This window comes from Pirellulales bacterium (assembly GCA_019636345.1).
Lineage (GTDB): Bacteria > Planctomycetota > Planctomycetia > Pirellulales > Lacipirellulaceae.
Window position 1 is genome coordinate 138,746 of sequence record JAHBXQ010000008.1, and the last position, 12,031, is coordinate 150,776.

Annotated in this window: 8 protein-coding genes; 3 read left to right on the forward strand and 5 right to left on the reverse strand. The window is 67.9% G+C overall.

What is annotated here, in order from left to right; translation table 11 throughout:
• Window positions 1-19 precede the first annotated feature (19 nt).
• The 3 genes from KF688_17150 to KF688_17160 all read left to right on the forward strand — a co-directional run bounded on the left by KF688_17150 (window position 20) and on the right by KF688_17160 (window position 3,452).
• Window positions 20-1,519, forward strand: a complete 1,500-nt coding sequence (locus KF688_17150; GenBank protein ID MBX3427409.1) for a hypothetical protein — start codon at window positions 20-22, stop codon at window positions 1,517-1,519.
• 278 nt (window positions 1,520-1,797) lie between these two features.
• A complete protein-coding gene (locus KF688_17155; GenBank protein ID MBX3427410.1) occupies window positions 1,798-2,715 on the forward strand; it encodes a DUF481 domain-containing protein in 918 nt (305 codons plus the stop codon).
• 260 nt (window positions 2,716-2,975) lie between these two features.
• Window positions 2,976-3,452: a YiiD C-terminal domain-containing protein gene (locus tag KF688_17160; GenBank protein MBX3427411.1), complete on the forward strand. Its 477-nt coding sequence runs from the start codon at window positions 2,976-2,978 to the stop codon at window positions 3,450-3,452.
• A 72-nt stretch (window positions 3,453-3,524) separates the two neighbouring features.
• On the opposite strand, the gene KF688_17165 is transcribed toward KF688_17160, so the two are convergent.
• The 5 genes from KF688_17165 to mfd all read right to left on the reverse strand — a co-directional run bounded on the left by KF688_17165 (window position 3,525) and on the right by mfd (window position 11,663).
• Window positions 3,525-4,361, reverse strand: a complete 837-nt coding sequence (locus KF688_17165) for an ABC transporter permease subunit (protein MBX3427412.1) — start codon at window positions 4,359-4,361, stop codon at window positions 3,525-3,527.
• A gap of 84 nt (window positions 4,362-4,445) precedes the next feature.
• Entirely contained in the window at window positions 4,446-5,324 is an 879-nt protein-coding gene (locus tag KF688_17170; GenBank protein ID MBX3427413.1) for an ABC transporter ATP-binding protein, read from the reverse strand.
• Window positions 5,325-5,379: 55 nt separating this feature from the next.
• A complete protein-coding gene (locus KF688_17175) occupies window positions 5,380-6,669 on the reverse strand; it encodes a citrate synthase (GenBank protein MBX3427414.1) in 1,290 nt (429 codons plus the stop codon).
• Between the two features lie 328 nt (window positions 6,670-6,997).
• Window positions 6,998-8,254 (reverse strand): peptidyl-prolyl cis-trans isomerase, encoded by a 1,257-nt coding sequence (locus tag KF688_17180; GenBank protein MBX3427415.1) that lies wholly within the window; start codon window positions 8,252-8,254, stop codon window positions 6,998-7,000.
• A 106-nt stretch (window positions 8,255-8,360) separates the two neighbouring features.
• Window positions 8,361-11,663, reverse strand: coding sequence for a transcription-repair coupling factor (gene mfd / locus KF688_17185; protein ID MBX3427416.1), 3,303 nt, complete (start codon window positions 11,661-11,663; stop codon window positions 8,361-8,363).
• Window positions 11,664-12,031 lie beyond the last annotated feature (368 nt).

Consider the following 12,031-nt stretch of genomic DNA (forward strand, 5'->3'; position numbering starts at 1 on the left):
GTCGTTCGCACTGTGTCGCATGGCCTTGCTGACGTGCGCGCTAACGGCTGGTTCGAACTGCGTCGCACAGCGGACCGACGGCAAGCTCGTCCTGCGAGTCGTCGACGAGCAGACCAAGGCCCCGATCGCAGTGCGGCTCGAACTGCGCGACGCGCGCGATCGACTCGTGCGGATCAACCCGCCCGAATCCGTCGCCGCCGCGGACGGCGTGTACTTCACGGGCGAGACGACGCTCGCTCTCCGCCGTGGGAACTACACGCTGATGCTCGAGGCGGGGCCCGAGTATCAGACGTTTTTCACTCAGCCTGGGACGCTCGAAATCGTTCGCGGCGCCGACGACGCCAAGGACGTGGCAATGATGCGCCGCGTCGACATGCGGCGCGAGGGGTGGTACGCCGGCGACCTCGACGTGCGGTTGCCGGCCGAGGGGCTGGCGACCGTCATGGCGGCTCGCGGCGTCGACGTGGCGCCTGTCGCCGTCGCCGTCAACGAGCTTGGTCGCTGCCGCCGGCCGAAGACCGCGGCTGGAGCCGCAGCGCCGACGACGGTCCGCTACGAAGGCCGTGGCGGCGGACTTCTGCTGGTCGGCGGCGACACCCTGCCGGACGTGTGCGACGTGCCGGCCGACGGATCGCTGCTGGCTCCGCTGGCCGCGGCGCGGAAAGCCGGTGCGGCGATCGTCGCGATGCGGGCCGACGCTTGGGCCCTGCCGGTGTGGATTGCGTCGGGAAAGCTCGACGCGGTGCAGATCATGTCCGCCGAAGGCTCGCCGACCCGGCGCGGGAACCGAACCGCGACTGCGACCGAGAGCAGCCGGCCGCGCGATCTCACGCTTTTCCCCGGCAAGACCGGCCCCGGCCGCTACGCCGAGTCGATCTATCACCGGCTCCTCGACTGCGGACTGCGAATCGTCCCGGCCGCGGGAACCGGCGCGGGGGACGGCGGCGAGATGTCCTTGGGAGCCAACCGCGTCTACGTCCGCTGCGGAGACGACGTCACGCCCGCTGACTGGCTGGCCGGACTTCGCGCCGGTCATGTCACGGTGACCAACGGTCCGTTGTTGCGGACGAGCGTCGACGGCCGCCCCCCCGGGCATCTCTTCGAACAGCCGACCGACGGCACGCGCGAGTACGAAGTCGCGCTGAACTTGGCGTTCTACGCGCAGACGCACATCGAGTACCTGGAGATCGTCAAAGACGGCCGCGTAATTCACAACGTCCGGCTGGACGAGTTGGCGGGTCAGGGGGGGCGGTTGCCGAAGGTCCCCTTCGATGCCAGCGGGTGGTTCGCCGTCCGTGCGGTCACGAGCGACCTCGAGCGGCGCCAGTTCGCCACGAGCGGAGCGTACTTCGTCCAGGCGGGCGAGCAGCCGCGGATCAGCCGCGAGAGCGTCGAGTTCTTTCGCACGTGGCTCGACGAGTTGGCCGCGAAGTTCGTGGACGATGCGGCCGTGCAGGCCGATGTCGCCGCGGCTCGGCCCTTCTGGGACGACTTGCGCGCCCGGGCGAACGTCGATTGACCGGACCCCGACCGACGCCGGCGTTGCTAGCGTCGCGCACTGCGCGTCGGAATCGCTGAGTTTTCGTCGCCATGTTCGTCGTGCCGTTGCAGTTCATCTCGGGTCCCTTGGCGACCTTGGCGGTTCCATGAGACGACTTTGCAGTCCTCCTGTTCGGCAACCGACTCGGCTTGTCCGGGCCGGGGTCGGTTTGGTATCACTCTCCCCCCCTGGGCTTGGGGCCGCGGCGAGGCGGGGTACGATTCGCCGCGCGAGCATCGACGCGCGCGGGATCATTCATGCTTCGCCGAACACTCTTGCTGCGAGTCGTCCTGTTGGGCTTGGGTTGCGTCGGCGGTTCGCCGGCGCCGGCCCAATCGACGGGTCCGGCCGTGCTGCCGCCGCCGGAGGCGGGGGGGATCGCCGACGCGATTCCGCTCCCCGCGTACGAATCGCTTCTCTCGTCCCCGCAGGCGTCGCCGGCCGAGACGCCGCTGACCGACCTGGTCGCCGAGCCCGTCACTCCGACCCCCTACTGGTACCAGCCGGCGTACTGGTTCGGCCCCGTCCCGTGGGACGCGGGCGTCGAACTGGGGATCAACGGCAGCCAGGGGAACAACGAAACGTTCAGCATGCGCTCCGGCGGGCATCTCAAACGCGAGACCCCGAGTTGGAAGTTCGACTCGTCGCTCGCCTACAACAAGAACCACGCCAACGGCGTCGAGACGCAGAACAACGGCAAGCTCGACGTGCGGCTCGATCGGATCCTGGCCGCGTCCCCCTGGTCGGTGTTCTATCTGGGCAACCTGATCTACGACGAGTTTCAGACCTGGGACACACAGCTTTCGCTCAATACGGGCGTGGGACGCCAAATCTTCAAGACCCCCGATCTGGACCTGACCGCGCGGTTCGGCGCCGGCGCCGTCCGCGAGTTCGGCGGCGTCAACAACGACTGGGCGCCGCAGGCCCTGTTCGGCGCCGACTACTCGCACCAAATCTCGCCGAGTCAGAAGCTCGTCGGCAAGGTCGACTACTATCCCGAGTGGGCCGACTTCAACAACTATCGCGTCGTCACCGACCTAGGATGGCAAGTTGCGCTCGACAAGCCCAAGAACGTCAGCCTGAAAGTCTCGGTGATCGACTGGTACGACAGCACGCCCGACGGCGCCTCGCCCAATACGCTCAACTACGCGGTGTTGCTGATCTGGGCGCTGTGAAGGGCGCAAGCGAGCACGCCCCTCGAGGAGCGAACGAGACCGACGCAGGTCCTTTCTTGCGAGGGATTGCGCCGTTGCGCGAAACTCAGTCGAGGGATGCGTCTGCCGTCAGAATGCTGCATCTGTCGAGCGACCGCCGGCCCTCCTAGAGCCGGGGGCGACGACGGGGTAAGATGCCGAGTCTGCGCCGACGCGGGCGACTCTGGTTCCAGGGCGCACTCCCGCCGGCGCATTCGTCGGAGCCGCGCGAGTCGACCCCTATGAGCCAGTCCCCCGTCACGTTGCTGCAAGCGACTCTGCTGCGCGAAATGCCGATCTGCGCAGCGATGGAGATTCAAGCGGCCGCCTGGGACGCGGATCGGTTGACCGTCGTCATGCCGCTCGAGCCGAATCGCAATCACCAATCGACGGCTTTTGCCGGCAGTCTCAGTGCGCTCTGCACGATCACCGGGTGGGGCACGGTGTTCCTGTTGCTTCACCAGCGCGGGCTGTACGGCAACATCGTCATCCGCCGAAGCCAGATTCGCTTCCTTCGTCCTGTGCGCGACCCCCAAATTCGCGCCGCCAGCCTGCCGGTCCCCGTCGACCAATCCGGCTACTTCTTCGAGTTGCTCTTGAGCAAAGGGATGTCCAAGATTGACGTCGCGGTGGAGATCGCCGACGCCGAGGGTCCCCTCGTGGCGTTCACCGGTTCGTACGTGGTGCAGGACTTGGAGGAAGTCATCGGCGATTTGTGATTGGATCGCGGCACGCGGCCGACGCCAAGCGTCATCACGCGAGCGGCCGATCGCAGACGGCCAATCGCTCCCCTACAGCGGCGCCGGGACGTCTCGGCGACAGAACCGCAACGTCGCCAACCCCAGGCACGCAAGTCCGACGCCATACAGCACTGCGTTGCAGGCCAGGAACGTCGGCATCGCCGCCGAGCGATCAGCGGTCATGGCGAGCACCAGCCGCGTCGGCTCGTACGCCGACAGGATCGTCAACTGCTCGAACCACGCGAATCGCGGGGCGATGCGGGCCACGATCATCAGCGCCAATTCGACGATGTAGAACCCGATCACCAGCGCCACGGCCTGCGGGCGGCTGCGGGCCCAGGCCGAGGCGAGCGTCGCGATCCCCGTGACGCAAACGATCAACCCGGCCAGATTGATCGACGCGGGCAGATACGCCGACCAGGGCGGGGGATCGGCGAACCCGGCGGTGGCGATCCCCAGCCCTGAACCGCACCACGCGGCTGCGGCCAGCGCCACGGCGCCCAGCAGCGTGACCGCCGTGTGGGCGCCGACGACGCTCGCTCGGCGCACCGGCTGGGCGAGCAGCATCTCCATGGTCCCCGAGCCGAGTTGCCCGGCCAAGCACTCCGACCCGCGGGCGATCGCCCACAGCCCCGACGCCAACAGCACCGGGCCCTCCTCGTAGCCGAACGCCAATCGCCCCAACGGAGTTGCGAGCTGCTCGATCGGCACAGGCAGCAATTTGCTGAACGCCTTGAGCCCCTCGCTGAACAGCTTGATGAAGGCGTCGAACTCGATCATCGCCGACACCCACGACCGCAGCCACAGAAACCCGACCATCAGCGCCGTGCACGCCGCGAGCATGCCGGCCGAGTCGCGCAGGTAGCGGCAAAAGAGGACCAGGTTCATGGGCGGGGCGCTCGTTGGTGCGTGGTCGTTCGTCCGTCGCTTGTCGTGGGAATCGCGGCCGAACGCCGGAGGCGCGAGGGGCGGCTAGCTGCTTCCCGCGTGATGTCGTTGGTAGGCCGTGCGGAGGCCGACCGGTTCGATCTGCAGCTCGGCGAGCGGCTGCCGGGCGAGCCATCCCAGCAGCGGGGGCAGATCGCCGGACGTGGTGATCACGACCGTCCCCCCGGCGCCAGTCTCGACGACCACGCCCGCGGCCAGTTCCGCGGGGAGCGGCGTCATCGGGCCGGCGAGTTGCAGGCGAATTCGATGTTGCCGGCGCAGCTCCGCCACCCGCACCGACTCGACCAATCGCCCGGCGCGGAGAATGACGACCCGATCGCAGGCCTCTTCGGCTTCCGAAAGCACGTGCGACGAGAACAGCACGGTTTGCCCCGCGGCGCGGGCCTCGCGGACCAGTTCCAGCACGTCGCCGCGCACCGTGGGGTCGAGGTTCTCGGTCGGTTCGTCGAGCACCGCGAGCGGCACGTCGGGCGCCAGGGCCGCGGCCAGAGCGAGCTTCTGCCGCATGCCGGTCGACATTTCGCTCACCCGGCGGGCGAGATCAAGCTGCAGCCGTTCGGCGATGCGGTGCGCCCGCGCGAGCGTGCCGGCGCCGCGAAGCGAAGCGAAGAATTCGAGCGTCTCGCGTCCGGTGAGTCGCCGCGCAAAGCGCGCTTCGCCCGGGAGGTAGCTGGTCAGCCGATGCACTGCGACCGATTGCCGGTAACAGTCGAGACCGTCGACCGTCGCCCGCCCGGCGGTCGGTTTGAGATAGCCCAACAGAAGCCGCAACAGGGTCGTCTTGCCGGCGCCGTTGGGGCCTAACAGGCCGAGGATCTCGCCCCGCTCGACCCCCAGCGTGCAATCGTCGAGCGCCGCGACGGGGCCGTAGCGTTTTGCGAGCGATTCAGTGGAAATCAGCACGGGGACGATCTGCCGGCAGGTCGGAAAGGGGCGCGCGAAGCGCGCCGCCGCGGCGCTACCGCCGGTCGATCGGCACGTAGTCGCGCTCGGTGGACCCCGTGTAAATTTGCCGGGGGCGGCAAATGCGCTTGTCGGGGTTAGCGTGCATCTCGCGCCAGTGGGCGATCCATCCGGGAAGGCGACCGATCGAAAACAGCACCGTGAACATCTGCTCGGGGATCCCCAGCGCGCGATAGACGACCCCCGAGTAAAAGTCGACGTTCGGATACAGCTTGCGTTCGATGAAGTACGGGTCGCTCAGCGCGACCTGCTCGAGTTCCTGGGCGATGTCGAAGATCGGATCCTTGATCTTCAAATTCTGGAGGATCTTGTGGCAGGCTTCCTTGATGATCGTCGCGCGGGGGTCGAAGTTCTTGTAGACCCGGTGCCCGAAGCCCATGAGCCGGAAGTTGTTGTCCTTGTCCTTGGCCATGTCGACGTACTTCTTGACGTTGCAGCCGTCCTGGCGGATGCGCTCGAGCATCGCGACGCACGCCTCGTTGGCTCCGCCGTGCAAGGGGCCCCACAACGCGTTGATGCCCGCCGAGATCGACGCGAACAGATTCGCGTTCGACGAACCGACCATCCGCACGGTCGAGGTGCTGCAATTCTGCTCGTGATCGGCGTGAACGATCAACAGCAGGTTCAGCGCGTCGACGTGATCGGGGTCGACTTGATACTCCTCGGTCGGCACCGCGAACATCATCCGCAGAAAGTTCTGGCAGTAGTTCAGCGAGTTGCGCGGATAGATGTACCGCTGGCCGACCGATTTCTTGTACGCGAACGCCGCGATCGTGGGGAGCTTGGCTAGCAGCCGCACGATCGACAGGTCCACTTGGTCGGGATCGTGGGGGTTGAGCGAGTCCTGGTAAAAAGTCGACATCGCTCCGACGACCGAGCTGAGGATCGCCATCGGATGAGCGTCCCGCGGAAAGCCGTCGTAGAACAGCCGCATGTCCTCGTGGATCAGCGTGTGCCGCCGCAGCGTATTGCGGAACGCCTCGGCTTGCTGCGGGGTCGGCAATTCGCCGTAGATCAGCAGGTACGCGACCTCGACGAAGTCCGATTTCTCGGCGAGTTGTTCGATCGGATAGCCGCGGTAACGAAGAATTCCCACCTCGCCGTCGAGGTAGGTGATGCTGCTGGTCGTCGACCCGGTGTTCACGTAGCCGTCGTCGACAGTGATGTAGCCGGTCGAGCTGCGCAGCTTGCCGATCTCGACGCCGTGCTCGTCCTCAGTGCCGACAATCACGGGGAGGTCGACCGATTTTCCGTCGGGCAACGTGAGTTTCGCGACCTCTCCCATCGAGACTGTCCTTTCGAGCCTGTCGAAGCGGGCCTTACGTCAACGCCGCGACGAGCGGGCGATTCGCCGGACGCCGTGCGCCGGCGTCCGGTCCGCACTGCCGCGGGAGCCTGCAGTTTACCGGGGCTCGCCCGGGGGTTCAATCGCCGGCCTCGCGCCGCCCTTGCTGCGCCGCCGTCGAAGGACCCTGCGTCAGAACAGGCGAGCGGAGGGCCTCAGCCCTTGGCTGGCGTGGTTCGTCGGCGCCACAGGGACTCGCGCCCCCGCTTGCCGACACGCGCTTGTACGCAAACCCGGCGCGTGACGCAAAGTAGGGAAGAAGCCGACTTTAGCGCCGTTTGCGACCGCTGAGCGCTTGCTGCAGGTCGGCGCCGCGCAGGTCGCCGTCGAACAGCGTCCAAACCCGCGCCTCGCTCATCAGCTTCGCGATCTCGGCCTCGGTCCCCTCGGCGCGTTGCTTGTCCTCGAGCGCTTTGCGGATCTCGGCCTGAGCCTCGGTGAACGGAGTGCAGCCCGCTTCCTTGCGGTCCAGAACCCGCACGATGTGGAAGCCCAGTTCGCTTTCAATGCCGTCGCTCATCTGGCCGATCTGCAGCGTCCGCAGCACGTCGTTCATGGCTTCGCAGCGGAGCGATCCCAGCGTCTCCCATTCATGCAGACCCCCCTCGTGGGCGGTGAAGCCCTGCGACTTCGCCCGAGCGACTTCGGCAAACACGGGGCCGCGCAGCTCGGGGTTGAGCACGACCTTGGTCCAGACGTCGTTGCCCATTTCGGCCAAGGCCTTCCAGGCCGCCTGGCGATCGCCGCCGAAGCGGTCCAGCCGGACCATCAGCTCCTCCCACCGCACCTTCGCCGGGTATTCGTACTCGGACTTGTGCTCGCGATAGTACTCGAGCATCTCGTCGTGCGTGACCGGTTTGAGCTTGGGAGTCTTCTGCCGGACCCACTCGGTCGCGATCGTCCGTTCGACGAACTGCCGCTGGATGTCTTTGAGGGCGGCCCCGCTCGCCTGGAGCTTTTCTTCCAACTCGACGCGGCTCGTGGCGCCCGTCATCTGCAGCAGCCGCGGGATTTCGATCTCCTCGAAGGGCTTGGCCAGTTGCTCTTCGATCTGCTTCATGTTGTCCTTGGGAACGGTGCGGCGGAAGTCGGCCAGCAGCAGCTTCGTTTCCACCAGCGCCAGCACCTGCTGTCGCAGCACCATCTGGCTGACCGCCTCGAACTGCTCGGGGGGAATGCGGTCGCGGTTCATTTCCAAGAGCTGGTCGACCTGCCACATGACGTCTCCCGCCAACACCACTTGGCCGTCGATGCGGGCGACGATCTGTCCCCCCTCGAGCGGCTTGGCGTCGGGGGGGGTCACGGCGGGGCCGGTTCGTTGCGTCGACGGTCCCGGTTGCTCGAACGTGGCGGACGGCACGTTGAGATTCGTCGGCCCGGGGGGCGTCTGGAACGGATCGTACAACCCGCGTACGCGCGGGTTCTCGCCCGGGGGAGGCGGCGGATCGAACGCGGCTTGGGCCCCCGCGCGCACGGCGATCAGCGCGGACGCAGCCAACAGAACGGCGGTGCTAGAGCGTGACACGCGCGTGGGGTTCGCTGGGGGGAGGAGGAGGCAGAACGACGAACTCCGGCCCGGCGCCGGCGGCGATCTCGGCTGCAAGCTGGCCGCGGCACAGGGGGGCGGGAGTTTAGGCGCCGACCAGCGCCGGCCGCAAGACGGATTCCAGCGCCGCCAACGTCGCCCCCGGATCGCCCGCCGCGGGGCCCAGCGGCAGGTACGCGGACCGATCGTCCGCCACGCGCAGCGCCGCTCCCGACCCTGCTAGCAGCTCGCGCAGCCGCCGCTGGTCGGCGTAGGTCAGCACGGCGTACTTGTCTTCCAGGTGGATCCCCGCGATCCCCCACTTGTGGGCCCAGATCCGCAACCGGCCCAGTTCGACGAGCTGATCGACCGGCTCGGGCCGCGGGCCGAAGCGGTCGGCCATCTCCGCCGCGAAATCGTCGAGATCCGACTCGTCGGCGATCCGCGCCAACCGGCGATACAGATCGATCTTCGTCCGCAGGTCCGTGACGTACTGCCGCGGAAAGTACGCCGCGACCGGCAGATCGATCGTGACGTCGACCGCCTCGCGCTGCGGCATCTTCTTCAGCCGCCGCACCGCTTGGTCCAAAAGCGAGCAGTACAACTCATACCCGACCGTGGCGATGTGGCCGCTCTGCTGCGGGCCGAGCAGGTTGCCGGCGCCGCGGAGCTCGAGATCGCGCATCGCCAGGGCGAACCCGGCGCCCATCTGGCTGAACTCCTCGATCGCGCGCAGCCGCCGCGCCGCCTCGGGGGACAGATGCCGCTTCTCGTCGACCAGCAGATAGCAATACGCCCGGTGCTTGTATCGCCCGACGCGCCCCCGCAGTTGGTGCAGGTCGGCCAAGCCGTAGCGATCGGCGTCGTCGATGAAGATCGTGTTCGCGTTGGGAATGTCCAGGCCGCTCTCGACGATCGTCGTGGCTAGCAAGACGTCGAACTCCCGGCGCACGAACCCCAGCATCACGTCTTCGAGTTCGCCCTCGGGCATTTGCCCGTGCCCGACGCCGATCCTCGCCTCCGGGACGATTTGCGCCAGCCGCTGGGCCACCGCGTGGATGTCGTGGATGCGGTTGTGGACGAAGTACGCCTGTCCGTCGCGATTCAGCTCGCGGAGGATCGCGTGGCGGATCAGCGACTCGTCGAACCGCGCCACGCGCGTCTCGACCGCAAGCCGATCCTTGGGCGCCGTCTCCAGGTTCGAGATGCTGCGCACCCCCAACAGCGACATGTGCAGCGTGCGCGGAATCGGCGTGGCGGTCATCGTCAGCACGTCGACCGCGGCCCGGAGCGCCTTGAGTCGCTCCTTGACCGCGACGCCGAATCGCTGCTCCTCGTCGATGACCACCAATCCCAGGTTCTGAAACGTCACGTCGGGCGACGCGAGCCGATGCGTGCCGATCAGCAGATCGAGCGCCCCCTCGGCGGTTTTCTTCAGGATCTCGCGCTGCTCTTTGGCCGTGCAGAACCGCGACAACGCGGCGATCTCGAACGGGTACTCGGCCATCCGCTGCGAGAACGTGCGGCGATGCTGCTCGGCGAGCACAGTCGTGGGCACCAGCACCGCGACCTGATAGCCCGCGTCGATCGCCTTGAACGCGGCCCGCATCGCCATCTCGGTCTTGCCGAAGCCTACGTCGCCGCAGAGCAGGCGGTCCATCGGCTTGGGCTGCTGCATGTCGGCCTTGATGTCGCGGATCGCGGAGAGTTGGTCAGGCGTCTCCTGGTACGGGAACGCCGCGTCGAACTCCTGCTGCCAGTGGCTGTCGCCGGGGAACGCGATTCCCGCGCGCAGCTCGCGCACCGCCTGCAGCTGCAACATGTCGGCCGCCAGATCGGTGACGGCCTGCTCGGCGGCCTTCTTCTGGCGGAGCCACGCTGTGCCGCCGATCTTCGCCAGCCGGGGCCGCGCCGCTCGTCCGCCGACGTACTTTTGCACCAGCTCGATCTTGCTGGCCGGGACGAAAATGCGCGTCCCGCCGTCGTACTCGAGTTCGAGATGCTCCTCGGCCGCCGCGTCCTTCTCGATGAGCTTGATGCCGCGATAGCGCCCCACCCCGTGGGCGAGATGGACCACGAGGTCCCCCTCGCGAAGTTGCAGGAAGCTGTCGATCGCGCGGCCGGTCTCGCGCACGGCGCGGCGGACCAGTTCCTGCCGGTGAAACAGCTCCGCGGCGCTGATCAGGATCGTCCCGCGCCTCGCCGCGTGACCGGGCTCGCTTCGCTCGACCTCGGTCGCGCGGCGAGGCGGAATCACGCGGAACCCCGCGGCCAAACGGCCGTGGGCGAAATGCAAGCGCCCTTCCGCAGCCAGCATCGTCTCGCGGAACACCTCGCCCAGACGCTCGACCTCGGCTTCGTTGTCGCAGACCAGAAACACGTCCTGCCCCGCGGCCGCGGCGTCGAGTTCCTTGCGCACCCGGGCCACGTCGCCGCTGAATTGTTCGATCGATTCGAACTGCAGGTGGGCCGTCGTCTCGTACGACCCCGCGGGAACCCCCGCCGCGGCGACGGACGGCAGCTTGTACAGTTCCTTCAGCGCCGTCGACGTGCCGAACGCTTCGTCGGGCCGTTCGAGTCGCTGGAGATAGTAGCGGCCTTCCTCCTCAAGCTCCATCGGCTCAACGAGCATGACCCAGCTTCCCGGCGGGGCGTACTCGACCAGATGCGTGCGATTGCGCGCCGACGGCTTGAGGACTGTGATCCCCGTTTCGCGATGCGAAGCGAGGCTGCGCTGGGTCGTCACGTCGAACGCGCGAATCGATTCGATCTCGTCGCCGAACAGCTCGATCCGCAACGGGTGGAGCGCATCGGGGGGGAACACGTCGAGGATCCCGCCGCGTTGGGCGAACTCGCCCGGCAGTTCCACCGCCGAGGTCCCTGTGCAGCCGTGCTCGGCGAGCCAGCGGGTCAGTTCGCCGGCGTCGAGCGACTGGCCCACGGCGATCGTGCGGGTCGCGGCGGCCAACTCCTCGCGACTCGGGACCGGCTGCATCAGGCTGTGGATCGCGGCCACCAGGAGGCAGCGCCGGTCCTCGCCCGCGGCCAGCCGCTTCAACACGCGCAACCGCTGCCCGAAGATCTCGTCGTGCAGCACGCGCTCGCCCGTGTCGGTCTCCCACGCGGGGAACGGCAGCACGGTCGCGTCGGTGAAGAGCGCCAGATCGTCGCACAGCGCGTCGACGTCGCGGGCGTGGGGGATGACGACCACCAGCGCGCCGGAGCAGTGCCCCGCCAGCGCCGCGGCGGCGAGGGCGCGCGACGACCCCCAGACTCCGCCCAGCGTCCCCCCGTGGCCGGCGGCCAGTTCGGAGACGACTGCGGTGAAGCCGGCGTGCTGGTCAAGTTGGCCGGCCAGCGCCCGAAGCGCCCCGGCCGGCACGGCCAAGTCGGTCGCCACGGAGAGGATTGTACGCGCTCCTCCCGGTGCGCGAATACCGAGATTCGCCCCCGAAATCGCCGTTCGCGTGCTGAGACCTCGCGCCCAGGCGCGCAGACGCGACACCGACCCCGCGAGCGGAGCCTGCCGGCAGCCGGCGGTCTCCGCGGCCGTCTCATCGCTCTTTGGGGCCCCTGCACCGCGATGCGAAATTCCGACGCCCTCGCCGCCCAAGGCCGGGCGAGACCCAGCTTGTCCGATCGGGCCGATTTGCGATAATCCCTGCAGTCGGCGACGCTGGCTGGTTGCACCGTGGCGTGCGAGTCGCCCGCGCCCGACGCCGTCCCCTCCGGAGCCTTCCGTTCGCCGGGCCCCAGTCCTTAGTGCCTCTTGCGCGT

Coding starts and splice junctions, on each gene's coding strand:
- KF688_17150 (MBX3427409.1), top strand. CDS start 20: ATGGCCTTGCTGACGTGCGCGCTAACGGCTGGTTCGAACTGCGTCGCA.
- KF688_17155 (MBX3427410.1), top strand. CDS start 1,798: ATGCTTCGCCGAACACTCTTGCTGCGAGTCGTCCTGTTGGGCTTGGGT.
- KF688_17160 (MBX3427411.1), top strand. CDS start 2,976: ATGAGCCAGTCCCCCGTCACGTTGCTGCAAGCGACTCTGCTGCGCGAA.
- KF688_17165 (MBX3427412.1), bottom strand. CDS start 4,361: ATGAACCTGGTCCTCTTTTGCCGCTACCTGCGCGACTCGGCCGGCATG.
- KF688_17175 (MBX3427414.1), bottom strand. CDS start 6,669: ATGGGAGAGGTCGCGAAACTCACGTTGCCCGACGGAAAATCGGTCGAC.